Annotated in this window: 21 protein-coding genes; 17 read left to right on the top strand and 4 right to left on the bottom strand. The window is 51.7% G+C overall.

Annotated elements, in window-relative coordinates:
* The gene (gene ppa / locus H5715_RS18225) at window positions 1-549 is read left to right on the top strand and encodes an inorganic diphosphatase (RefSeq protein WP_075184950.1); all 549 of its coding nucleotides are present in this window, start codon (window positions 1-3) and stop codon (window positions 547-549) included.
* A 30-nt stretch (window positions 550-579) separates the two neighbouring features.
* Here ppa and H5715_RS18220 read toward each other — a convergent pair whose 3' ends face one another.
* Complete coding sequence (locus H5715_RS18220; protein WP_075184949.1) at window positions 580-1,308, bottom strand: hypothetical protein; 729 nt, start codon at window positions 1,306-1,308, stop codon at window positions 580-582.
* Between the two features lie 234 nt (window positions 1,309-1,542).
* Between H5715_RS18220 and H5715_RS18215 the strand changes: the two genes are divergently transcribed.
* Window positions 1,543-1,842, top strand: coding sequence for a hypothetical protein (locus H5715_RS18215; protein ID WP_075184948.1), 300 nt, complete (start codon window positions 1,543-1,545; stop codon window positions 1,840-1,842).
* A gap of 16 nt (window positions 1,843-1,858) precedes the next feature.
* Here H5715_RS18215 and H5715_RS18210 read toward each other — a convergent pair whose 3' ends face one another.
* Window positions 1,859-2,518, bottom strand: a complete 660-nt coding sequence (locus H5715_RS18210; protein ID WP_075184947.1) for an HAD family hydrolase — start codon at window positions 2,516-2,518, stop codon at window positions 1,859-1,861.
* A 3-nt stretch (window positions 2,519-2,521) separates the two neighbouring features.
* Window positions 2,522-3,235, bottom strand: coding sequence for a M15 family metallopeptidase (locus H5715_RS18205; protein ID WP_246434609.1), 714 nt, complete (start codon window positions 3,233-3,235; stop codon window positions 2,522-2,524).
* Between the two features lie 257 nt (window positions 3,236-3,492).
* Between H5715_RS18205 and H5715_RS18200 the strand changes: the two genes are divergently transcribed.
* Both H5715_RS18200 and H5715_RS18195 read left to right on the top strand, forming a co-directional pair.
* Window positions 3,493-3,792 carry a TfoX/Sxy family protein gene (locus H5715_RS18200; RefSeq protein WP_075184946.1) on the top strand — a complete coding sequence of 100 codons (300 nt, stop codon included), beginning with the start codon at window positions 3,493-3,495 and terminating at the stop codon, window positions 3,790-3,792.
* Between the two features lie 17 nt (window positions 3,793-3,809).
* Window positions 3,810-4,130: a Rieske (2Fe-2S) protein gene (locus H5715_RS18195; protein WP_075184945.1), complete on the top strand. Its 321-nt coding sequence runs from the start codon at window positions 3,810-3,812 to the stop codon at window positions 4,128-4,130.
* Here H5715_RS18195 and sfsA read toward each other — a convergent pair.
* On the bottom strand, window positions 4,127-4,843 hold the full coding sequence (gene sfsA, locus H5715_RS18190) for a DNA/RNA nuclease SfsA (RefSeq protein WP_075184944.1): 717 nt from the start codon (window positions 4,841-4,843) through the stop codon (window positions 4,127-4,129). The genes H5715_RS18195 and sfsA overlap by 4 nt on opposite strands.
* A gap of 277 nt (window positions 4,844-5,120) precedes the next feature.
* On the opposite strand from sfsA, the gene dksA reads away from it, so the two are divergent.
* From dksA to H5715_RS18125, 13 genes are all read left to right on the top strand, one after another.
* The gene (dksA, locus tag H5715_RS18185) at window positions 5,121-5,561 is read left to right on the top strand and encodes an RNA polymerase-binding protein DksA (protein WP_075184943.1); all 441 of its coding nucleotides are present in this window, start codon (window positions 5,121-5,123) and stop codon (window positions 5,559-5,561) included.
* Between the two features lie 30 nt (window positions 5,562-5,591).
* Window positions 5,592-6,533 carry a tRNA glutamyl-Q(34) synthetase GluQRS gene (gene gluQRS / locus H5715_RS18180; protein ID WP_075184942.1) on the top strand — a complete coding sequence of 314 codons (942 nt, stop codon included), beginning with the start codon at window positions 5,592-5,594 and terminating at the stop codon, window positions 6,531-6,533.
* A 54-nt stretch (window positions 6,534-6,587) separates the two neighbouring features.
* Entirely contained in the window at window positions 6,588-6,776 is a 189-nt protein-coding gene (locus H5715_RS18175; protein WP_075184941.1) for a hypothetical protein, read from the top strand.
* Complete coding sequence (locus H5715_RS18170) at window positions 6,773-9,772, top strand: ATP-binding protein (protein ID WP_075184940.1); 3,000 nt, start codon at window positions 6,773-6,775, stop codon at window positions 9,770-9,772. Before H5715_RS18175 ends, H5715_RS18170 begins: the two co-directional genes overlap by 4 nt.
* Window positions 9,773-9,834: 62 nt before the next feature.
* Complete coding sequence (locus H5715_RS18165) at window positions 9,835-11,247, top strand: sigma-54-dependent transcriptional regulator (RefSeq protein ID WP_075184939.1); 1,413 nt, start codon at window positions 9,835-9,837, stop codon at window positions 11,245-11,247.
* Between the two features lie 715 nt (window positions 11,248-11,962).
* A complete protein-coding gene (gene pcnB, locus H5715_RS18160; protein WP_075184938.1) occupies window positions 11,963-13,318 on the top strand; it encodes a polynucleotide adenylyltransferase PcnB in 1,356 nt (451 codons plus the stop codon).
* A 13-nt stretch (window positions 13,319-13,331) separates the two neighbouring features.
* Window positions 13,332-13,829: a 2-amino-4-hydroxy-6-hydroxymethyldihydropteridine diphosphokinase gene (gene folK, locus H5715_RS18155; RefSeq protein ID WP_075184937.1), complete on the top strand. Its 498-nt coding sequence runs from the start codon at window positions 13,332-13,334 to the stop codon at window positions 13,827-13,829.
* Window positions 13,816-14,508 (top strand): deoxynucleoside kinase, encoded by a 693-nt coding sequence (locus tag H5715_RS18150; RefSeq protein ID WP_075184936.1) that lies wholly within the window; start codon window positions 13,816-13,818, stop codon window positions 14,506-14,508. Before folK ends, H5715_RS18150 begins: the two co-directional genes overlap by 14 nt.
* 34 nt (window positions 14,509-14,542) lie before the next feature.
* Window positions 14,543-15,355: a 3-methyl-2-oxobutanoate hydroxymethyltransferase gene (gene panB, locus H5715_RS18145; protein WP_075184935.1), complete on the top strand. Its 813-nt coding sequence runs from the start codon at window positions 14,543-14,545 to the stop codon at window positions 15,353-15,355.
* A 143-nt stretch (window positions 15,356-15,498) separates the two neighbouring features.
* Window positions 15,499-18,129 (top strand): phosphoenolpyruvate carboxylase, encoded by a 2,631-nt coding sequence (ppc, locus tag H5715_RS18140; RefSeq protein ID WP_075184934.1) that lies wholly within the window; start codon window positions 15,499-15,501, stop codon window positions 18,127-18,129.
* A 111-nt stretch (window positions 18,130-18,240) separates the two neighbouring features.
* The gene (dxs, locus tag H5715_RS18135) at window positions 18,241-20,157 is read left to right on the top strand and encodes a 1-deoxy-D-xylulose-5-phosphate synthase (protein ID WP_075184933.1); all 1,917 of its coding nucleotides are present in this window, start codon (window positions 18,241-18,243) and stop codon (window positions 20,155-20,157) included.
* A 424-nt stretch (window positions 20,158-20,581) separates the two neighbouring features.
* The gene (locus H5715_RS18130; protein WP_075184932.1) at window positions 20,582-21,145 is read left to right on the top strand and encodes a YfiR family protein; all 564 of its coding nucleotides are present in this window, start codon (window positions 20,582-20,584) and stop codon (window positions 21,143-21,145) included.
* On the top strand, window positions 21,135-23,570 hold the full coding sequence (locus tag H5715_RS18125) for a bifunctional diguanylate cyclase/phosphodiesterase (RefSeq protein ID WP_075184931.1): 2,436 nt from the start codon (window positions 21,135-21,137) through the stop codon (window positions 23,568-23,570). The genes H5715_RS18130 and H5715_RS18125 overlap by 11 nt, the downstream gene beginning before the upstream one ends.
* The last annotated feature ends 2 nt before the right edge of the window (window positions 23,571-23,572 follow it).

The raw sequence follows: 23,572 nt of genomic DNA, 5'->3' as shown, positions 1-23,572 counted from the left end.
ATGAGCCTTCACTTAGTCCCAACAGGCGATAGAGCACCGGAAGAAGTCAACGTTGTAATCGAAATACCCATGGGCGGAGACCCTGTTAAATACGAAGTAGACAAAGCATCCGGCGCTATGTTTGTGGATCGAATTCTGGGGACAGCTATGCATTACCCCGTGAACTACGGCTATATCCCTCACACCTTAAGTGATGACGGAGATCCTTGCGACGTGCTGGTCTTTATGAACCGCCCCTTGTTACCCGGCTCCGTGGTTACCTGCCGCCCGCTGGGTATGCTGAAAATGACCGATGAATCCGGTGAAGATGCCAAAATCCTCGCGGTACCCATAAGTTCGGTTACCCGATATTACGATGATATTTCCAGTATCGAGCAATTACCGAAAATCAAGGTGGACCGTATCGCACACTTCTTTGAACATTACAAAGACCTGGAAGACGGCAAGTGGGTGAAGCTGGATGGATGGGCCGACGCAGATGCCGCCAAGCAAGAAATTCTTACATCTATCGAAAGCTACAAAAAGCTTCCAAAAGCGCCACGATTCTAATTGCTATGAATCACCAGCCGGCGGAAGCATTTATTCTTTAAGTGTGATTCCGCTGATATCCGGCGGCGGCGGTGGGGCTGGTTTTTCGGGAGCAAGTTTTTCGCCAGGGCTGGCAAGCGACATCCCGCTGAGATCGACCGCAACTGCCTCAACAATTTTCCTTTCTTCCGGTCTCAAAACGTCTGCACCCGCCTCAGCCAAATCGATTTCCGGCAAATCGAAATCCGCAGCAACATCACGAACGTACTCGTCGTCGCTCAGCAGGTTACCGTCGTTTTCTCTCAGCGAAAGCCCTGAAATATCAATATCAACCGCTTCAACGATTTTTTGCTCGCCCACCGCCAGTAGATAGACACCTGGGGGAGCCAACTCAAAACCCTGAGCGTCTGCTTTGGCCGCCACTGCATCAGCATCGGCCGCCACAGACTCCGTTCCGGGAATAGCACCCATCTCAGCCGAGCCGGCCGGAGATTCCGGCACAGCAAAAGTCGCTCGCCCTTGCGGCTTAACTTTTCTCGCCTGCTGCTGGCTTAGCTCAACCAGAGCACCGGCCTTTTTAATCGCGACCCGATACTTGCTTGCCGCGTCCAGCGACAAATTTCGCTTAAGCACAACCGCTTTGCCACTGAACAGGGCATCTACTTTAACCGCATCAATCTTAAAAAGCTGAGCAAGGTTTCGCTTGGCAACAGCCTGCTCAACACCCTTTGCCAAGTCTCCACGAAAAACCAGATCGTACTTTTCTACTTCAGAGGACATAGAACACTCTCTAGCCGAAAGATTACTCTATAAGAGCAATAAAATATAAATAGTCGCTACTGCCACCACCAAAAACTTCATTTCCCTACACTATGGGTAATATCTCACACATATTGGCGTGGATGGCCGCTAGCGAATCTCGTAAATCTATCCATACTCTTAATCTTAGCAATCGAATTCAAGGATGAACATCGAGGAAGCGTTATTTCCCTCGCTTGTAGAGATGTGAGCACTATGAAAACCAACGCCCCCCAAAACAATACCGCATCCGACGCGGTAGATTCCAATACTCCTGACAAACTACTTGCCGTTGGACAGCAACGTATTCATGTTAATGCGGTAACAACCAAAATCAGCGATGACATTGCATTTCTCAGGGATCGCATACAACGCATGGAGGCCATGAAAGCCCCCAACGAAACAGTACTCAACACCTATCGTGCCATGCTCGCGAGCCGACAATCGGTGCTCAAGTGGTTAAAAGAGCACAATATGACCACCACCAAGCAACGGGGTAAGTCCCGCTCAAATTAGAGTCTGTTAACCGCCTCTAGATTCCCTTCTGTAACGTATCCAACACTTCCAGCATCGACAGACAAATCCGTGAATCCTCTTCTTGCGCCTGAGGAGACGCATCCGGGAGATACTTTATCAACCTCATGCCTGCAGCCTCCGCCGCCGCAAAGCCAGAGGCAGAATCTTCAACAACCACGCAAAAAGACGGTGGTACGCCGACAGCATCGGCCGCGTGCAGAAACAAATCGGGCGCAGGCTTACCGTGTTCGACATCCTCAACGCTAAAGCGGCGAACGGTGTTCGCCGGAAAGTCGCTAAAAAAATGGTCGAGCCCGGTAACAGACAGCGAGTGGTTTATTTTCTTATGCGCTCCGTTGGAGGCAACGCAGAAAGCAATATTACGCTCCTGCAGCCATACCAGCACATCGCCTACCCCCTGCACAGATTTAAGATCCATAGCAAAACGCTTCTGTGTTGCTAACGCCAGCTGTTCGCCAAAATCCTCAGGCAAAAGGACATTAAAGTTTTCTTCCAGCCAAGCATAACAGTAGGCCATGGAGTGGCCATGGAACTGGCGGTAACAATCTGTCGGTGAGAACACTATACCCTTCGTTGCCAACATCTCAGAAAACACAACTGAAGCCAAGCTCTCACTATCAACTAACACACCATCACAATCAAAAATCACTAACATAGCTTATCTCTTAAGGCTCCCCAAATTCAGAACATAGCGTTGAAATATTTCATCAAACCGGGCTAGCACAAGGTCGCGCAAACCCAAATTCACACTTTCCAGCACGGCGTATAGCGCACGTGCATCCATAGCCAAACCGTATTTTTGCGCCAACGGGCGATAGCTTAAATGCCATGGTTCAGGTGAAACACCGCCCATGTCACTATCATATGGACGGAAAAATGCTGATTGTCCAGCCAAATACTCGGTTAACCAACAGTGGAAGGGCGCGAAAGGACCGCCGCTTTCACATTCTGCGCCTGTTAGCTGCACAACGTAACCGTCATCAACTGCTGCTGCGTCGTAAATATCAATATCACTGCCCCAATGGTGACGCGACGCTCCCGGCAATGCCGACCAACGCAATATGCTACTTAACACCTGATCCGGCGGCAGAGCAGTATATTCAAGCTCCCTCCCCTGCGCATCCAGCAAGGGTCGCTTCCCTTCTGCCTTTTGATTCCAGATTGTTAGCTGCCGCTCAAAATCACGAAAGCCGCTTGCGATACGCAGATCAAAGCCCGCTCCTCGCGCGGCTGATTTTAGCGACAGAAACTCGGGAACCAGCTCGCGGTGAACCGGCCGCTCTAGAGATTCAAAATCGATATAGCTGCTATCACGCCCAATCACCTGCTCAAAACTGGCCGAAACCATGCAAAATCCTTTCATTTTGCTCATTATTTCCCCTCAAACCAATTGCCATAATGTCATAAGTCTGTATTATTGGTCGCAATTGGCAACTAAACCTCTTACCAACCGGCCCTATGTTTTACCGGTATTCAAGCAAGTTTTTACTGCTAGAAGGAGGCACTTACGGTGGCAGAAGGTACCGCTAGCACAATAATAAGTAAATGTACCTGCCGCTTATATACGGATCTTTTTTTTCGCCAAAACCCCACACATTCTAATAATAATACTCTGGGAGATCGGACCTGATGACTTCCATCAACGGTAACCAAGGCATGCAAGGAGAGTTACTCGGGCTTAAAAACCTGGGAATGGCCTCGGTAAATATCCTTCAAGCTATTGGCATTAACAACTACGATGACTTATCCCAAATGGGTGCCGTCGAGGCTTACTGCCGTATTAAAGCACGCGGTATCCATGTATCTAAAGTCATGCTTTATGCATTGCAGGGCGCACTAATGGATGTCCATTGGAATGATTTGTCTCCCGACCTTAAAGCACAGCTGGTCGAAGAGGCGCGTCAATCCGAAAGTGCTACCAGCACCTGAGCCAACAGGTATTCTTTGTGGCAACTAAGCTGTTTGACTTGGCAGAGCTGCACGAAGGAGAAGCCATGGTATTCGGGGCCGGTGAGACATCGGGGTTCGCCATTCGTAAAGACGGTGAAATTTACGCCTATAGAAATTCATGCCCACACTTAGGCATTCCCCTTGACTGGCAACCAAACCAGTTCCTGGATACCGAAGGCGAACTGATTGAATGCTCAACTCATGGCGCACTGTTTCTGATTGAAACCGGCGAGTGCATATCCGGCCCCTGCAGCGGGGACGCCCTAAAACCCATAGCAATACACTGCGACCAGACCAGCGTCTATTCGGCAGATTAAGTATTCAACTCAAGAACCACTGGCAGCGAACACTGTAATTGGATACTTTCGGGAGAGATATCCGCGCGATAGGCCAACACCTCCACTCCCGCGCTCACGGCATCTCGAAGCAAACGCCCATATTCAGGGTCTATTTCATCGGCTGGCGAAACCCGGTCAATCCCCGTATGTTGCACGCAGTAAAACAGCACCGCTCGATACCCCTGACGGCGCATAGCCATCAGCTCACGTAAATGCTTGCTCGCTCGACTACTGACGGCATCGGGAAAAAGCCCCTGACGATCATCTACCGCAAGAGTGACACTTTTCACTTCCACATAGCAACGCTGCGCCTCAGACAATAACAACAGGTCTATCCGACTGCCCTCCTGCCCGTATTTTTGCTCGCGCTGAAGGCTTGGGTAGCCGCTCAGCTCCGCAATCACGCCCCCCTCTATTGCCTCTGCCACCAAAGCATTGGCCGTGGCGCTATTGATCCGCGCCAGATTGCCATCGGGTGTTGTCGCCAACTCCCAGGTATAACGATATTTGCGTTTTGGGTTATTGGAATCCGACAGATAACAGGTTGAATTTTCAACAATACAATTCTTCATACTGCCCGTGTTAGGACAGTGAACGGTCAGTTCCTCACCGTTATCCAATACCACATCGGCGAGAAATCGCTTGTAACGCTTTAGTAGCCTGGCTTTGATTAAAGGCGGTTCGAAGTGCATGAAAGTACCTGCGAGGCAAAGGTTTGAACGACAAAGGGGCGGCAGTTTAGCAGCCCCTCACCCCCCCAACACCTTCAATTAGCGTCCAGCGAGACGAAAAAGCTAGCGCCTAAAAACCGAATCTGGTAATTTTCTCCGCTTGATTTCGGCGCTTATCAGTCTGGTGATCGAAATCCTGGGCAGCCCAAATATGGGAAAACCCTGTTACGTGGCCTTGAAAAAAAAGAACCAACCCCCATTTGACTGCGATTATTCAGCAATGAGGCGCAAATAAGCTATGCCGGAATCTCAAGCTAAAACAAACTTTGCCTTTCGCGATATCCCTGCTTACCAGGAGAAGAAAGACGAAGAGTACATGAACGACAACCAGAAAGCCCATTTCCGCGAATTGTTACTCGCTTGGAAACACGAGCTGATGGAAGAAGTGGATCGCACCGTTAGTCACATGAAAGACGAAGCTGCCAACTTTCCAGATCCCGCAGACCGAGCCAGCCAGGAAGAAGAGTTCAGCCTGGAGCTACGTACACGCGACAGGGAACGCAAGCTGATCAAGAAAATCGACAGCACCCTCGAGCTACTGGAAACAGACGACTACGGTTACTGCGAAGCCTGCGGTGTGGATATTGGCGTTCGCCGCCTAGAAGCACGACCAACGGCAACACAGTGTGTCGACTGTAAAACCATCGACGAAATTAAAGAAAAGCAAACAACCCTGTAACCCTTTGACACAAGGCTCAGCAACACCGCTTTGCTTACACCCAACGCTCCTCAGGCCAACAACTATGTTGGCCGGTTTGCGCCCTCGCCATCCGGCCCTTTACACCAAGGGTCTCTGGTCTGCGCCCTGGCAAGCTATCTCGACGCTCGCGCCAACAACGGCACATGGCTGGTGCGTATGGAGGATATCGACCCCCCGCGCGAACAACCGGGTGCGGATAAACTTATTCTCGACTGCCTTGAAGCACACGGCCTGCACTCGGATAAACCGGTTCTTTACCAAAGCCAGCGCAGCCAAGCCTACCACGACATCCTGGACACACTCGCTAAACGCGGACTCTGCTACCCCTGCAACTGTACTCGCGCGCGATTAAAGGTACTTGGCGGCTACTACGATGGCCACTGTTTGCAACATGCACCTAGTCGGGAGCAGCCCGCGGCCATGCGTATCAACCTCCAGCGCGCCCTGCACCACCTCAAAGAATACCAGCGAGAAACCCTGGATAGCTTTATCGATAATGTTCTAGGTCAGCACAACGACCCACTTCACGAGAATGATGACTTTGTTATTCACCGAAAAGACGGCCTGTTTGCCTATCAGCTCGCCGTCGTAGCAGACGATATAGCTCAAGGGGTTACCCATATTGTGCGCGGCGCAGATCTACTCAACACCACGGTAAAACAACGACTGCTATTTTATATTCTCGACGCAACGCCGCCCCAATACGGTCATATCCCCATTATTACCGATACCAGCGGCAACAAATTAAGCAAGCAGAATCACGCCCACCCTGTAGATCCAGTACAGGCCTCGCAGAATCTCGCCACCGCCTGCCGGTTACTTGGCCTCGCCAACCATAAGGACGAACAACAGTTGGCTCGAGCGAGCCTCACCGAAACGCTTCACTGGGCGCAAAATCAGTGGCAACTGAACAAGATTTCCAGGCACCCAGTGATGGCGAGCCCACAATAACGCCCTAGCGGGGATAATTATTGAGTTACAATTCCCCGCCAGCGAGGATTAAGAATGAAACGACAACGCCCCCTGCTACTGCTACTGCTAATGGTCTATATTTTTTCACCCACCCTATTGAGCTGGGTTATTCACCCGGATGGTGGCTGGTATCGCCCCTACCTGATCTGGCTATTAATCATAGTTATCGCCTACTTCATCCAGGACAGAAAGCCACAACAAGACAAAGTTGACACTCCATGACCTTCAGTTTTTTTCAAGTCGGATTAATTTGCCTAAGCTACCTTAGCGTTCTCTTTGCCATCGCTTATTGCACCGAAAAGGGGTTAATCAGCCAGCGTATTGTTCGCCACCCCGTAACTTATATCTTCTCCCTGGGAATCTTTGCCAGCGCCTGGGCATTCTATGGCGTGATCGACCTGGCACGGAATTTCGGTTATGGCGCCCTGGTCTATTACATTGGCACCGGCGCGCTCTTTCTATTTGCACCCGTTGCCCTTAAACCCTTTATGGAGCTAGCAAGGCGATTTCAGATCAACTCCACCGCCGACCTACTGACCTTCCGCTACCACAGCCACGGAGTTGGCGGCCTAGCAACCCTGTGTATGGCGCTTGCTATGGCTCCCTTGATTGCCCTTCAAATTCAGGCCGTAGCCGACACCATCCATATTCTTACCCACAACAACGGCAGCAGTATAGCCATGTCCAGCCAGCACTTTGATTCGCGACAGTTAATGGCGCTGGTTTACTGCGTATTTGTAGCGGGATTTGCCATGGTGTTCGGATCGAATCGAGAACACCACAAAGGGCTGATAACCTCCATGGCCTTTGAATCCCTGGTGAAGGTATTTGGCCTATGCGCCATAGGCCTGTTCGCCATTTACAAGGTATTTTCCGGTTTTGACGGTTTAGACGAATGGTTGATGAACAACCCCGAGCACCTACGAGACCTAAACACCCCTACCAGCAACCAGTCTGCACACACGCTATTACTGGTTTTTATCGCCACGGCGGTTTCCATGCCGCACATTTTCCATATGACTGTAGTGGAAAACCCGGTCAAAAATGTCACCAACACCCTCAGCTGGGCATTCCCTCTATTCCTGCTGATTATGGCACTACCTATTTTCCCCATACTGTGGGCAGGATTAAAGCTGGGCGACGGGTTCCCAACAGAATATTTCCCCCTGGCGATACCCATCGCCTCCGGCAGCCCGACCTTCACTGTTATTTCGTTTGTTGCTGGCCTCTCGGCCGCAACGGGCGCCATCGTCGCCATATCTCTAGCGATAGCCACCATGATCCTCAACCACTGGATACTGCCCGCTACCCCTCTGCGCACGCATCAGGAGATTTACGGCCAATTGATCTGGATGCGCCGCGTTCTTATCGCTGTTGTTATCCTATGCGGCTACGGTTTCTACCAAATTCTCGCCAACCGCTTCAACCTGACCGATCTCGCCCTCACGTCGTTTATCGCCACTCTGCAGTTTTTACCAGGCGTTATTGCCGTCGCCCACTGGTCGAGGGGCAACCGCAATGGTCTGGTTGCCGGGCTTCTCACCGGCATTGTGATCTGGATAATCGGATTGCTAATTCCCATGTTGCAAGATCAGCGGGAAGTCCTTATGTCCTTCGCCCAGATTAGCTTCAACATTGGCATCGACCACTGGGGGCAACTCACCCTCTGGTCACTGGGCCTGAATACCCTGATATTTGTCACCGTCTCACTGGCAACCCACCAATCCAACGATGAAAAATATAGCGCCGAGCTGTGCGCCGAGGACGAGCTTAGCCACCCCATTCGCATGGCACTGGATATTCGTGCGCCCGAGGAGCTAGTAGAACGACTCACCGATCGCATCGGCGAATCCACCGCCCGCGTGGAAGTTGATCGCGCGTTGGAACAACTGGGCTTGAGCGCCAGCGAGCGACGCCCCTACGCACTGCGCCGAATTCGAGATGAAGTTGAAGCCAACCTCTCCGGCCTGATGGGTATCAGCATGGCCACGGAAATTATGGACCGAAGCATCCCCTACAAAGTGCCGGAAATTGAAGGCGTGGCCGACATCAACCTGATGGAAAGCCGCATCAATGAATACCGCGACCACCTCACCGGGCTCGCGGGAGAACTCAACAACCTGCGCCTCTACCATCGCCGCACCCTGGAAGAGCTGCCAATGGCGGTGTGCTCGGTGGGCAAAGATATGGAAGTCCTAATGTGGAACAGCGCCATGGAGCGCCTCACCGGCATTCCCAGTGAAACGGTGACCGGCTCACACCTGGCAGAAATTCTGGAGCCCTGGGGCGAACTTCTGGACCGATTCGCAAACTCCAGCTCAGCCCATTTTTACAAGCAGGAAGTTGATCTGGCGGGTCGCACCCACTGGATCAGCCTGCATCAGGCCTCGATCCCCTCCTCTGTCAGTTACCAAGCTGAAGGACAAGTCATATTGATTGAAGACGTAACGGAAATGCAGCTCCTCGAAAAAGAACTGATGCACAGCGAACGACTGGCATCTGTCGGGCGACTGGCCGCCGGAGTGGCCCACGAGATCGGCAACCCGGTTACCGGCATTGCCTGCCTTGCTCAAAACATGAAATACGAAACCGACAATGAAGAGCTGCTTGAATCTGTCGCTCACATCCTCTCGCAAACAGACCGTGTCAGCCGCATCGTCCACTCATTGGTCAGTTTTTCACACTCAGGTGAACAGCAAGAATCCGGCTTTCAGCAGGTAGATCTGTACGTGTGTGCGCAGGAGGCCATCGACCTTATTCGCCTGCAGCGAGAAAAGAGAGGCCAGGTTATATTCCACAACGAGGTTGATGAGTCTCTGCAGGTATGGGGCGACAGCCAGCGCTTGATACAGATCTTCGTAAACCTGCTATCCAATGCCCGCGACGCATGTGAAAATGGTGGCAATATTCGCGTTGCAGGCACACAGCTGCAGAAATGGGCGGAAATCACCGTCACCGACGACGGCCCCGGGATACCAACAGACTTATTGGACCAAGTTTTCGAGCCTTTCTTTACCACCAAAGAACCTGGAGAGGGCACGGGGCTTGGACTGGCCATGGTCTACAGTATCGTGGAAGAACATAAAGGCTTACTGGATATTATTAGTCCCGTTGATAAAGTGTTACAAAAGGGCACAAAATTTGTGATAAAGCTCCCCACAGCCCTTGAATCTGACGCCACGACAGGTAACACTAGTCGACCGTTGAGCAAGTCCTGAACAACGGCTGTTCCCGGGTTACCCGGCAAACGTTTTAGATCATTGAGTACCGTAGAATTCCTATGAGTAAAATACTGATTGTTGAAGACGAAGATATTATCCGCACAGCATTGCGGAAGCTACTCACTCGCAACAAGTATGACGTGGAAGAAGCGGGCTCGGTCTCGGAAGCAACTGGCAAACACAAACTCGACAGTTTTGACCTAATTATCAGCGACTTACGCCTGCCCGGCGCCCCAGGAACCGACCTGGTGCAAATGGCTGGCGATGTTCCCGTATTAATAATGACCAGCTACGCCAGCCTGCGCTCAGCGGTGGACTCCATGCGTATGGGCGCGGTGGACTATATTGCAAAGCCTTTTGATCACGATGAAATGCTCGCCGCCGTAAAACGCGTTATCGGAAAATCCGATACCCGAAAAGCCTCAGCGACCAACCGCACCGCCGAAAACCACACGGCCATCTCGGGCATGATTGGCAGCAGCATCGTAATGCGTGAGCTCTACGCCAAAATCCACAAGGTTGCCCCCACCTCTGCTACTGTACTGGTACAAGGGGAAACCGGCACCGGTAAAGAGCTTGTCGCCAATGCCATCCACAACGAAAGCCCCCGTAAAAACAAACCCCTGATCTCCGTAAACTGCGCCGCCATCCCTGAAACGCTTATCGAAGCCGAGCTGTTCGGTCACGAAAAAGGAGCATTTACCGGCGCCGCAACCAACCGCGAAGGTCTCGTTGCAGCGGCCGATGGCGGCACCCTGTTTCTCGATGAAATCGGCGAGCTACCACTGGAAGCCCAGGCCCGCTTACTGCGCGTACTTCAGGAAGGCGAAGTTCGCCCCATTGGCTCGGTAGAGTCTCACAAGGTGGATGTACGCCTGGTGGCCGCGACCCACAGGGATCTCGGCAAGCTCGCACGCGAAAGCCAATTCCGCGAAGATCTCTACTTCCGTATCAATGTGGTACAGCTAAAGCTCCCCCCCCTGCGAGAGCGGGGCAAAGACATCCTCGCTCTGGCCGAAACCTTTGTTAAGCGCTTTTGCGCCGAAATGATGAAACCGACCCTTACGCTTACTCCCGAAGCAATTCAGGCCATTACAACCTACACTTGGCCAGGCAACATTCGCGAGCTGGAAAATGCCATTCAGAGGGCTGTTATCCTCTGCGACAACGAAACCGAGATCGACCACAACCAACTAGCCATCGACCTCGACCTTGTTAAAGTCGATGACGATCGTCATGGAGATGCACCAGGCAGAGGTCGTCAAGGAGGCAGTGTGCGCACAGCTCCAGAACCCACCGAAGACCTGTCGCTGGAAGACTATTTCCAGCGCTTCGTGCTGGAACATCAAGACACCATGAGCGAAACTGAACTGGCCCGCAAACTAGGGGTCAGCCGTAAATGCCTGTGGGAAAGACGTCAACGCTTAGGAATACCGCGCAGCAAACCCACGCAGAACGTTTCTGGAAAGTAGGCAGTTCCACCACTTTTTTAGCGCTCTTCGCTTTTCCCCCTACCCGGTGCTGCTCGGCAGCGGTCGGGCGTGAACGAATTCTCAACTGTCACCCCCCACTACGGCCGCCAGTAACTAAACTAAACAGAACTGTTACCAAAACCTCGGGTGTTACCAGGTGAAGAAGACTCGTAACAACCCCGAGACAGAAAGTAACGAATGCAAATAACGAAACATCATAAATACTCGCCAAAAACTCACAAATCATTGTTTTATAACGAATTATTAAAAGTGGCACGACAAATGCTCTTACTAGCGTCACAATAACAACAATAAAGAATAATAAGAAAAAGATAAATAGCGAATAACAACAATAAATAATAAAAACAAACGTAAAAACAGATAATAACAACAAGAAATAATAAGAACGAAAGCGTATAAACTGACTTGTGAGCCTTTGGAGAGGTGTTGCTGAAGAGCAAATATAATGGACAGGGATGTGTCCAATTGAAACAAGAACTATAAAAAGCACATCCAGATTAAGCGGGAAAGCCAAGGCTTTCCCGTTTTGGTTTCCGGACTTTGAAAATGACTAAACCTCTCACCTCTCACCCATCAGAGCCAAAACCTCCCGAACACGCCCAGAAAGCATCCCGATCTCCACTCCATAGTTGTGATAGACTGCGCTCGACTGAACACCAGACGCCCTACTGAACCCAACCACTATCACACCACCATGTTAAAACGGCTATTACAAATATTCGACGCCTCCGAAGGCCCTCTAGGCTCTAGGGTTATTCGCGCCAAACACCACGGTATCCGCAACAGCGATATCAGTAGAGGCGGCGTCCGTGTGATTGAGCAGCTCCACCGCGCAGGTTACGAAGCCTTTCTCGTGGGCGGCGGAGTACGGGATCTGTTACTGGGAGCTAAACCCAAAGATTTTGATGTCGCCACCAGCGCTACCCCCGAACAGATCCGAGCGGTGTTTCGCAGCTCTCGAATTATAGGCAAGCGATTCCGTATTGTTCATGTGCGCTTTGGCCGAGAAATTATTGAAGTCACAACCTTTCGTGACAGCCATGAAGAAGCAGACGGCAAGCACGAGGCCCAGCAATCCGAGCACGGAGTTTTACTGAGAGACAATGTCTACGGCGATCTGCGCACCGACGCCGAACGTCGCGACTTTACAATCAACGCCCTTTACTACAACCCCGAAAATGGCGAACTGCTTGAATTCAGTACCGGCCTGGAAGACCTAAACGCTCGCACCCTACGTATTATTGGCAACCCGGGCGCCCGCTACAAAGAAGACCCCGTTCGCCTGCTAAGAGCCGTTCGCTTTGCCGCCAAGTTGGGATTCTCCATCGAGCAGTCTTCCGAAGCCCCTATTCGCGAGCATGCCGATTACCTCAGCCATATTCCGTCAGCCCGACTATTTGAAGAAGTGCTCAAACTCTTTATGGCGGGCTCGGCAACGGCCACCTTAAATCTGCTGCGCGAATACCACTGCCTGCAATACCTGTTTCCCAGTACCGACTACTGTATGGAAAAAGGCAGCGAAGTGGACAGCAACATGATCACCAGCGCCACAGCCAACACCGACAAGCGCATTCGCCAGGGTAAAAAAATAACCCCAGCGTTTATCTACGCCGCCTTTCTCTGGCCCGCCCTGCGCGCCAGCATGCGTCACCTTGTCAACGATCAGAAGCTGTCTACCCAGGAAGCCATGCAGCAGGCTGCTCAGGGAATTATTACCCAGCAGCTCTCCTATACAGCAATCCCCAAGCGATTTCTGGTCCCCATGCGCGAAATCTGGGCCCTTCAATTACGCCTACCACGTCGCAGCGGCAAGCGGGCGGCAGTACTGATGGAACACCCGCGCTTTCGCGCTGCCTACGATTTTTTATTGCTGCGAGAACAAGCGGGTGAAGACGCCCAAGGCCTAGGCAATTGGTGGACCCAGTACCAACAAACAGATGATGCCGGTAAGGCGGCGCTGGTGGACGGCCTCGAAAGTGAGCAACCCCAGAAGCGCAGACGCCCACCTCGCCGCAAAACAGCGCCTAAGACCAAGGCCCCCCAAGAGTAACGGGTCCGACTGAATGCAAGTTTTCATCAGCCTCGGCAGCAATCTGCAAACCCCCCTGCGGCAGGTCACCCAGGCCTGCAACACCCTCCGCCAGCATCGCGATATTCAATTACGCCGCTGCTCCCACTGGTATCGAAGCCAGGCGGTTGGCCCTCCACAACCAGACTATATCAACGGCGCTGCCGAGTTGGACACATCACTAACACCCGAAGCCCTGCTGGATGAACTGCAAGCCATAGAACAGCAGCAACAGCGGGAGCGTATCCAACACTGGGGGCCACGCACTCTAGACCTAGATATTCTTCTCTATGGGTGCGATATCATTGCGACAGAAAGGCTCACCGTCCCCCACCCTTGGATGACCAAACGCAATTTTGTGCTACAGCCCCTGCTGGATATCGCGCCGCAATTAGTACTACCCAATGGCACTTCAATTGCGTCATTATTGCAAACCTTAGGCAATAAGGGGCTCAGCAAACTGCAACCGGGAGAAGACATTGAGCAACGCTAACGACCATTTCTGGCAGCTAGATCTGAGCGACAAAAGCATCCCACGCTATATTGCCGTGGAAGGCCCCATTGGCGTAGGTAAAACCACGCTGACGAAAAACCTGGCTAGTACCTTTAACTACGACACACTGCTGGAAAGAGCCGAAGACAACCCTTTTCTCGATCGCTTCTACGCCCACGAAAAAAACTCTGCACTACCAACTCAGCTATTCTTTTTATTCCAGCGCATACAACAGCTCAACGAACTGCGCCAGGGCGATATGTTCCAGCCGGTGCGCGTAGCCGATTTTTTAATTGAAAAGGACCCGCTGTTCGCGCAAGTCACGCTCAACGAAGACGAACTGAAACTCTACCAGCAGGTATTTGACCATATGGCCATAGACGCACCAACACCCGATTTGGTCATTTACTTACAGGCATCCACCGACGTGTTGCTGGATCGTATCCACTCCCGAGGTATTCGCTCCGAACAGACCATCGACCACCACTACCTTCAGCGCCTGAACGACGCTTACACCCACTTTTTCCATTACTACGACTCAGCGCCACTGCTAATCGTGAACGCCTCCGAAATCGACTGGGTGAACAATCCCGACGACTATCGCGAACTTGTGAACTATATGCTCGACATCACCCGCGGCCGACACTACTACAACCCGCAACCCACCATACTGCGGTAAACTACTCGACTTCCACTAGCACGAAGCACACCCTATGGCTTACACCGGCAAACTCGATAAATCAGTCACGATCAGAACCCTGCAATCCATGAAGGAACTGGGCGAGAAATTTGTTACCGTCGCGCTTTACGATGCGCCCATGGCTGCCATGGCGGAGCGTTGTGGTGTACAAGCAGTACTGGTGGGAGACAGCCTCGGCATGACGGTGCTCGGCTACGACAGCACGATTCCTGTCACCATGGAGCAAATGATCTACCACGTAGAGGCCGTAGCGCGGGGCAACAAAAAATCACTGATTTTGGGCGACCTGCCATTCATGACCTATGCGGCACCAGAACAGGCCATGAACAACGCCACCCGTATCATGCAGGCCGGAGCCAATATGGTAAAATTGGAAGGTGGACGCTGGCTGGAAGAAACCATTCGCATGCTGAGCGAGCGCGGCATCCCCGTGTGCGCCCATCTAGGATTAACCCCGCAGTCAGTCAATAAATTCGGCGGCTTCCGCGTGCAGGGGCGCGGGCAGCAGCAAGCCGATACAATTGCCGAAGACGCAAAAATATTGAGCAATGCCGGTGCAGACCTGCTAGTCCTGGAGTGTGTGCCCGCCCAACTCGCCGCCAAAATCACCCAGATTATCGACATACCCACGATCGGTATTGGTGCTGGTCGCGATACCGATGCCCAGGTTTTGGTCATTAACGATATTCTGGGGCTTACGGAAATACCGCCGAAATTTTCGAAGAACTTTCTGGTCGAAGCAGGTGACATTCCCTCGGCGCTACAACAATTTGTAGCGGACGTACGCAAGGGAGAATTCCCGGAAGACCAGCACATTTTTCAATAGATCGAAAAAACTAATTCTTCCATAGCCAACACTAAATGGATTACTTTTTGCTGTTTACCTTATAAATAGCGCCCCATACAATAGCGCGCCAACGCTTTCCAGCCACAGCATTAACTCGAATTTTCACAAGGTTTTTAAACGTTATGCAACAACTACCCGCAACACTTCGCGACAACGTAAGACTGCTTGGAGAACTGCTAGGTGAAAACCTGCTCGAACACGAAAGCCCCAAACTGTTTCGCAAAGTAGAAGAAATTCGCGCGCTGTCGAAAAAACTGGCCACATCCGACGCGCCAGCAGACCCGCAAAAATTTGCACCCTTGGTTGATGCACTCAGTCAATTGGAAGACGCCGATATCCTGCCTATCGTGCGCGCCTTTAACCAGTTTTTGAACCTCGCCAATATTGCCGACCAGCACTATTTTTACGGGCCAGAGGCCGTCAACGCCCACGCACTGGAACAAACCCTCGAAGATTTAGCGCAGGATCAGGGCAAAGATGCACTCTTCACCTTAGTTCGCGACTTGAAGATCGAGCTGGTACTCACCGCCCACCCGACAGAAGTCACACGCCGGACATTGATTCGCAAATACGAAAAAATTGCTGACTCGCTCAACGATCTGAAACGCAACGATTTACTGCACCATGAAACGACCGGTCTGAAGGACCGCTTGTACCGAGTGATTGAAGAAATCTGGCACACCAATGAAATTCGAACCGCCCGCCCTACCGCCGTAGACGAGGCCAAGTGGGGATTTGCTGTTATCGAAAACAGCTTGTGGCACGCCGTGCCCGACTGTATACGCCACCTCGACGAGCTGAGCCGCAAGCGCCTGGGCCAGCCGCTGCCAATGAATATCTCGCCGTTCCGCTTTTACTCTTGGATGGGGGGCGACCGCGATGGCAACCCCAATGTCACCAGCAAAGTAACCGAGGAAGTGATTCTGCTCGGCCGCTGGAAAGCGGCCGATCTATACCTGCAGGATATCAACCAGCTGGCCGGCGATCTCAGTATGCACACCGGCAGCAAAGAGCTGTATTCCGCGCTGGGCTTTAAGAGTAAAACGCCCTACCGCGACTTACTGCACAACCTGCGCAGCCGCCTGCAATCGACAATGACCTGGACCGAAGAGCGTATGCGCAACCCGCATACCGCAGAGCCAGACAATATTATTCGCTCCCGTGAAGAACTACTGCTACCACTGATGATCTGCTACCGCTCATTGGTGGAACAGGGGCTGATGCATACCGCCGATGGCCGTATTGTGGATATGATTCGCCGCATTCACACCTTCGGTATCAATCTCGCCCCGCTGGACATCCGCCAGGACGGCGACCGCCATGTGGAATTACTCGACGAACTCACAGTTTATCTGGAGCTAGGCAGCTACCGCGAATGGGACGAACAAAAGCGTCAGCAATTTCTGCTGGAACAACTCAGCAGCAAACGCCCGCTGCTACCCCACGAATGGCCTGTTAGTGACGATTCTGCCGAGGTAATTGCCACCTGTAAGGTTGTTGCAGCACAACCGCAAGAAACTCTCGCCCATTACGTCATCTCCATGGCCAAACAACCGTCGGATGTACTGGCGGTCGCACTTATTCTGAAAGAGTGTGGCGTAACCTGGAAAATGCCCATCGACCCTCTGTTCGAAACTCTGGACGACCTGGATCGAGCACCCGGCGTAATGAACAGCCTGTGGCAGATGCACTGGTACCAGCGCTATATTGATGGCAAGCAAACCGTGATGATCGGCTACTCCGACTCAGCCAAAGACGCCGGAAAGTTCGCCGCCACATGGGCGCAATACAAAACCCAGGAGCAGCTTGTAAACCTGGCCGAGCAACACGGCGTGCAGCTCAACCTGTTCCATGGCCGCGGCGGAACCGTTGGTCGTGGCGGTGGCCCAGTAGAAAAAGCGATGGCATCCCAACCCCCCGGATCCGTTAACGGTGGTGTACGCGTGACCGAACAGGGCGAAATGATTCGCTATAAATTCGGTATGCCCCGCGTCGCCTTTGCCAGCTTAAGCAATTATATTCTGGCAACCCTAAAAGCCACCGTTACCCCAGCTCCGGCTCCCACGCCAGAGTGGCGCGAGCTTCTGGAAGGTATGGCCGGTGCCAGTCTCAAAGCCTATCGAGGCATTGTACGCGGCCACGAAAAATTCGTTCCTTACTTCCGCAGTCTGACCCCCGAGCAAGAGCTAAACAAGCTCGCCCTGGGTTCCCGCCCAGCTAAGCGCAAACCCGGCGGCGGAGTAGAAAGCCTACGCGCCATTCCTTGGGTCTTTGCCTGGACACAGGTGCGTCTCAACCTCCCTGGCTGGCTTGGCACCCGCCAGGCACTGGAATATGCCATGGAGAAATCGCCCGATGTACTGCAGGACATGCACAGCAACTGGCTATTTTTCTCCAGCTTTATCGATCTTCTGGAAATGGTGCTGGGCAAAGCAGACACCGCCATCTGCGCACACTACGAAGAACAGTTGGTAGATCCCGATCTACACAGCCTGGGTCAGCAGCTGCGTGAAGATCTGGAGGCTCTGGCCATACAGATCAACAAACTCAAACAGCAAACCGAGCTGTTGGACACCACGCCATTGCTGCAACAATCTATCGATATCCGCAAACCCTATCTCGATCCGCTCAACTATCTGCAGGCCGAACTGATCAAACGAGAACGCAAAGCCGGCGAGATCAGCCCCGAACTGGAGCAAGCACTTAAAGTCACGATGACCGGAATTGCAGCGGGTATGCGTAATACGGGCTAGCCAACCCAAAACATAGGCAATACAATGGCCTGCTTCGTGCCGCTCGCCTAAAGGTGAGCGGCTACTAAACAGCAGACCCCATGCCCCTCACGGCTGCAGCAATAAGAATAGATGTTTGACGAAATACCCATAGAACGACCAGCGACACCGCTACTCGATGCCATTGACGAACCGGCAGACTTGCGCGAACTGGACGAGAAGCAATTACCGCAGCTCGCTGAAGAGTTGCGCGCGTTTCTGTTGTACAGCGTTGGACGTACCGGTGGTCACTTCGGCGCGGGTCTGGGAGTCGTCGAACTGACCATTGCTCTGCACTACGTGATGAACACTCCCGAAGATCGTTTGGTATGGGATGTTGGGCATCAAACCTACCCGCACAAAATTCTTACCGGGCGCCGCGAAGCCCTGCATAGCATTCGCCAATTGAACGGCCTTTCCGGCTTCCCCAAACGCAGCGAAAGCGAATACGATACCTTCGGCGTGGGTCACTCCAGCACCTCTATTGGCGCCGCCTTAGGTATGGCGCTAGCCAGTGAACTGACCGATGCCCAACGCAAATCCGTCGCGGTCATCGGCGATGGTGCGATGACCGCGGGCATGGCCTTCGAAGCCCTCAATCATGCGGCCCATACCGGCTCCGATATGCTGGTAATTCTCAATGACAACAACATGTCCATCTCCAAAAACGTGGGAGGATTGGCAAATTATTTTTCCAAGGTTTGGGCGAGCAAGACCTATACCGCACTTCGCGAAGGTAGTAAGCGCGTACTTACTAAAATCCCCCAAGCCTGGGAGCTGGCACGAAAAACCGAAGAACATGTGAAAGGCATGTTATCCCCCGGCACCCTATTTGAAGAGCTGGGGTTTTATTACGTCGGCCCCATCGACGGTCATGACACCGACCGCCTAGTTCACGATATCCGCAATATGCTCGAGATCAAAGGCCCTAAACTGCTACATATCATCACCTGCAAGGGCAAGGGCTATACCCCCGCAGAAGAAGACCCTGTCGGCTATCACGCACTGAATAAAATCGAACCCAACAAACCCGAACCCATACCCTCGGTAAGCGTCAAACCTAAACCCAAATATCAGGATGTATTTGGTCAATGGTTATGCGATATGGCCGCAGAAGACCCAACGCTTATCGGCATCACACCCGCCATGTGCGAGGGCTCGGGTATGGTCGCGTTTGCCAATCGCTTTCCCGATCAATTTCACGATGTCGCAATTGCCGAGCAACATGCCGTTACTCTGGCAGGGGGCTTGGCCTGCGAGGAACTCAAACCCGTTGTCGCTATCTACTCCACATTCCTCCAACGCGCCTACGACCAGCTCGTACACGATATTGCCCTGCAGAACCTAGATGTTACGTTTGCCATCGACCGCGCCGGACTGGTCGGCGAAGACGGCCCAACCCATGCGGGGAGTTTCGATATTTCTTTCCTGCGCTGTATCCCCCGATTAGTTCTCGCAGCGCCCAGCGACGAAAACGAATGTCGCCAGCTGCTGTTCAGCGCCTATCACTACCCCGGACCGGCAGCGGTGCGCTACCCAAGGGGCAGCGGCACGGGAGTCGAAATACAGCAGCAAGACCAGAAAATGCCTGTCGGCGAAGGCCGTCTGGTGCGTAAGGGTAAGAATATCTGCATCCTTAATTTTGGCGTACTCTTACCCGAGGCAATGACCGTTGCAGAAAAGCTGAACCTCACCGTTTGCGATATGCGCTGGGTTAAACCTCTCGATGACAAATTGCTCTTTGAGCAGGCCGCCCGTCACGATTATCTGGTGACACTGGAAGAAAATGCCCTGGCCGGTGGTGCTGGTGCTGGCGTGATGGAACTGCTCGCGACCTCAGGTATCACCAAACCACTACTACCTCTAGCGCTACCCGATCTCTACTACGATCACGGTAAACGTTCGGAACTGCTCACGATGGCTGGTTTGGACAGCACCGGAATCGAGCAGTCTATTACCAACTGGCTGGAACAACTACAACCTCAAGGACCGCAGGTTAGCCGCCTTTAAACAACATCAAAAAGCGAACACTAATAACCTGGCAAAATAGTAAGGTAAAATAATCTGAGCCAGAAGAAGCATCGTGGCCAGCAACATCCAACAAAGTCCAAGCGACTTTCCCCCCCGGCTGCCGTTCTCTTTAACGCGCGTATTCGATTTCATATCACTTCTCAGTCCAAACCTTACCCTCGATGCGGGGTGGCTATAGCCCTGATTGAAACAGAAAAAAAAGACGATATTCGGGCGCGAAAATTATTACTTTGGCAACAAAAGTGGCGAATTCAGGCGGCACCTAAGTGGTAGAACCAGAGGATGCAGTTATACTTTGGCTGTTGTCTGCTGTTTAAGGGACGAAATGGCTCTGTTTCAAATTAAGCACCAGGCCAAATAAAAAACGACGAACGGCAATTGAGTGTCGTGCGGATAATCGTGTATGAAGAACAAGGTTGGTTCATTCAGCATCTCGCAAACCAAACGTACCCGTTTGGCTGTCGTCGTATGCCTTTTAATTAAATGCCTCACCACAATCCCCCTAACGGCAGAAGCCATCGCGGCAGAGGAAGCGACTCTGCGCGCTGCAATCATCCTAAAAATACTTCATCAGGTTAACTGGCCACAAAAATTGGAGAAAAACATCAACTTCTGTACCGATGGTGTCAGCCCCTCTATTGATCGACTGCGTCAACTTGAGGGCAAGAAAATTACCCAACACGGCGCTAAACTTCACTTTTTAACAGAGACCTCCGGTGGAAACGAACAATGCCACGTTCAAATAGTAGGGGCAGGAGCATCGGAATCGGCCTTAACCAACATGCCGCTGCTCGTTATATGCGATAACTGTAAAAACAACCGTTCTGGCGCTTCGGTAGAATTAATCAGAGAAAAAAGCCGCATAGGATTTAACCTCGACTTGGCGGAAGCCAAGAAGAAAAATATTCGTTTCAAGATCCCCCTTATGGAACTGGCCAAGAATATTAGGGGGCACCATGGACACTGACGACACTGCCCTAAAAAAACGTTCGACCATCAAACGCGGGCTCATGCACAGCATTGGCTCCACACTGATTGTGGCAATTTTCTTGGTAGCCACCGTTCTATCCTGGCTAGCCAGTAAAGAATCGAAGAAAAATATGATTGGCGATTTGAGCGTGATCGGACAAATCATTGCCAACCGATCATCAACAGCCATGTTTTTTGCCGAGTTTTCCGATAAGGAAGCCATTCAGAAGAACCTTGAATCGGCCAACTTTCATCCCGACATCATCCTAATCTGCGTTTTTGACCGTCAGGGCGAGCTCTACCACTACTATACCAACCGTCCATCTACCAGCCGCTGCGCGCAAAGCCAAAACTATATCGACGCCATGAACGTGATCGACGATGGCAAGATTATCCGCGTACGCGTGCCGATCCTACACACCGAAGAGCATTACGGGATCGTCGAAATTTACGCCAATAACCAAGCCGCCAATCTGGCCTTTTTACGCTTTGCACTTGTTCTCGGTTTCACCTTGGCTGTCGCACTTTTTGTTGCCTACTTTATCGGTGGCCGTCTGGTTACACGACGCTTGGGTCCGCTCACCCAATTGTTTAATACCTCACAGAAAATTGCCGCCAGTCCCTATTCCAATATTCGCGCAACGAAACAAAGCAACGATGAGATTGGCGATCTGGTGGAGGTCGTCAATACCATTCTCGATAACCTGCAAAATGACAATGCCGCGCTGATGGCATCCGAATCCCGCTTTCGTGTGCTTGCCGAACATGCCCCCATAGGGATCTTCTTAAAGAATCACCGAATGGAGCTGGAATATATAAACGACCGATGGTGCGATATCAGTGGCTTGACCAAAAGCCAGGCCGATGCCTTTTTACATAATATCGACCCCAAAGACGCCAACCTATACGAAAATGTACAGGAACGCGCACGCAGCCAGATGACCCCGCAAGTGGTGGAATACGGCTATACCACCCCCCTGGGGTCGCGCCGCATCCTGATGGAACACATAGCGCCCATGGCGGACGACAATGAAGGGTTCCGGGGCTTTGTTGGCTCACTGCTGGATGTCACCGAATTAAAAACCGCACAAATGGAGCTGGAAAAGCTCGCGTTCTACGATCCGCTTACGGATTTACCTAACCGTCGTTTTTTCCGCGGACACCTCGAGCTGACCATTGCCTCCGCGAAAAAATCCAACAAAAAACTTGCGGTGATGATGACAGACCTGGACGATTTCAAAAAAATTAACGACACCTTCGGCCACGATGCGGGCGATCGCCTGCTTACGCTAATTGGCTCTCGATTGAAATCCGCGATGACCAACATTGACGTAGTCTCTCGCATGGGCGGCGATGAATTTATGGTGTTAATTAAAAATGTAGAAAATTCTTCCCACCTCGAACACAAAGCGCAAAGTGTCCTGAACGCGCTCAATGAAAAAATTGAGATCAATGGCCAGTTGGTTGAAGTAGGCGGTTCGGTGGGTGTTGCTGTCTACCCGAATGACGCAATTACCTACGAAGAACTGATTCGCTATGCCGATATAGCCCTCTACAACGCCAAATCCCGCGGAGGCAATAGAGTTTCCTACTATTCAAGCGACCTCGACAAACAAATAAAAGACAAAATGCGTATGGAGCAGAAGTTGCGAAAAGCGCTGGATGCAGGAGAACTCGAGGTCTTCGTGCAACCCATTTACGACGCACAAACACGGGAAATGTACAAAGGCGAAGCGTTGGTACGCTGGTTCGATAAAGAAGATGGTTATATGCGCCCGGATATTTTCGTGGCGCTGGCAGAAGAGTCTGGCCTTATTTACGATCTCGGCCGCATTGTGTTGGAAAAAACCTGTGCTTTTATCAGTAATAACCGCGAAAAATTACAGTCGCTCGGCATGTACAGCATTGCTGTTAACCTGTCTGCCCGACAGTTCTTCTCCTCTCAGTTACTCTCGTCTATTCGCAATATGTTTATTCAGTACAATATCGATCCTGCCACAGTCGAATTTGAGCTGACCGAATCCATGGTAATGGATGATGTTAATCAGGCCATCGGTATTATGCGTGCAATTCGCCAGTTGGGCTGCAAGCTATCCATCGATGATTTCGGCACGGGCTACTCTTCACTGTCTTATTTGAAACAGTTTCCAATTAACACCTTAAAAATCGATCGATCTTTTATAAAAGATATCCCTGAAGATAAAAACGATATCGAAATTGCCTGTACCATTATCTCAATGGCCCACAATATGGGCCTGACCGTCGTTGCTGAAGGTGTAGAAACAAAAGAGCAGTGGCAATTCTTAAGGGATCAAAAATGTGATCACCTACAGGGTTTTTATTTTTCCAAGCCCCTGCCGACAGATGAAATACTACAACTCGACAACGTGCTTCTCTTCAGCAACGATAGCAGCGCTAATTAATT

The sequence above is a fragment of the Teredinibacter haidensis genome, from assembly GCF_014211975.1.
Taxonomy (GTDB): Bacteria; Pseudomonadota; Gammaproteobacteria; order Pseudomonadales; family Cellvibrionaceae; genus Teredinibacter; species Teredinibacter haidensis.
This window is presented reverse-complemented; position numbering and strand designations above follow the sequence as displayed.

What these genes read in the sequence shown, in the direction of transcription:
- ppa (WP_075184950.1), top strand. Translation starts at nt 1, where the DNA reads ATGAGCCTTCACTTAGTCCCAACAGGCGATAGAGCACCGGAAGAAGTC.
- H5715_RS18220 (WP_075184949.1), bottom strand. Translation starts at nt 1,308, where the DNA reads ATGTCCTCTGAAGTAGAAAAGTACGATCTGGTTTTTCGTGGAGACTTG.
- H5715_RS18215 (WP_075184948.1), top strand. Translation starts at nt 1,543, where the DNA reads ATGAAAACCAACGCCCCCCAAAACAATACCGCATCCGACGCGGTAGAT.
- H5715_RS18210 (WP_075184947.1), bottom strand. Translation starts at nt 2,518, where the DNA reads ATGTTAGTGATTTTTGATTGTGATGGTGTGTTAGTTGATAGTGAGAGC.
- H5715_RS18205 (WP_246434609.1), bottom strand. Translation starts at nt 3,235, where the DNA reads ATGAGCAAAATGAAAGGATTTTGCATGGTTTCGGCCAGTTTTGAGCAG.
- H5715_RS18200 (WP_075184946.1), top strand. Translation starts at nt 3,493, where the DNA reads ATGACTTCCATCAACGGTAACCAAGGCATGCAAGGAGAGTTACTCGGG.
- sfsA (WP_075184944.1), bottom strand. Translation starts at nt 4,843, where the DNA reads ATGCACTTCGAACCGCCTTTAATCAAAGCCAGGCTACTAAAGCGTTAC.
- dksA (WP_075184943.1), top strand. Translation starts at nt 5,121, where the DNA reads ATGCCGGAATCTCAAGCTAAAACAAACTTTGCCTTTCGCGATATCCCT.
- H5715_RS18175 (WP_075184941.1), top strand. Translation starts at nt 6,588, where the DNA reads ATGAAACGACAACGCCCCCTGCTACTGCTACTGCTAATGGTCTATATT.
- H5715_RS18170 (WP_075184940.1), top strand. Translation starts at nt 6,773, where the DNA reads ATGACCTTCAGTTTTTTTCAAGTCGGATTAATTTGCCTAAGCTACCTT.
- H5715_RS18165 (WP_075184939.1), top strand. Translation starts at nt 9,835, where the DNA reads ATGAGTAAAATACTGATTGTTGAAGACGAAGATATTATCCGCACAGCA.
- pcnB (WP_075184938.1), top strand. Translation starts at nt 11,963, where the DNA reads ATGTTAAAACGGCTATTACAAATATTCGACGCCTCCGAAGGCCCTCTA.
- folK (WP_075184937.1), top strand. Translation starts at nt 13,332, where the DNA reads ATGCAAGTTTTCATCAGCCTCGGCAGCAATCTGCAAACCCCCCTGCGG.
- panB (WP_075184935.1), top strand. Translation starts at nt 14,543, where the DNA reads ATGGCTTACACCGGCAAACTCGATAAATCAGTCACGATCAGAACCCTG.
- ppc (WP_075184934.1), top strand. Translation starts at nt 15,499, where the DNA reads ATGCAACAACTACCCGCAACACTTCGCGACAACGTAAGACTGCTTGGA.
- dxs (WP_075184933.1), top strand. Translation starts at nt 18,241, where the DNA reads ATGTTTGACGAAATACCCATAGAACGACCAGCGACACCGCTACTCGAT.
- H5715_RS18130 (WP_075184932.1), top strand. Translation starts at nt 20,582, where the DNA reads ATGAAGAACAAGGTTGGTTCATTCAGCATCTCGCAAACCAAACGTACC.
- H5715_RS18125 (WP_075184931.1), top strand. Translation starts at nt 21,135, where the DNA reads ATGGACACTGACGACACTGCCCTAAAAAAACGTTCGACCATCAAACGC.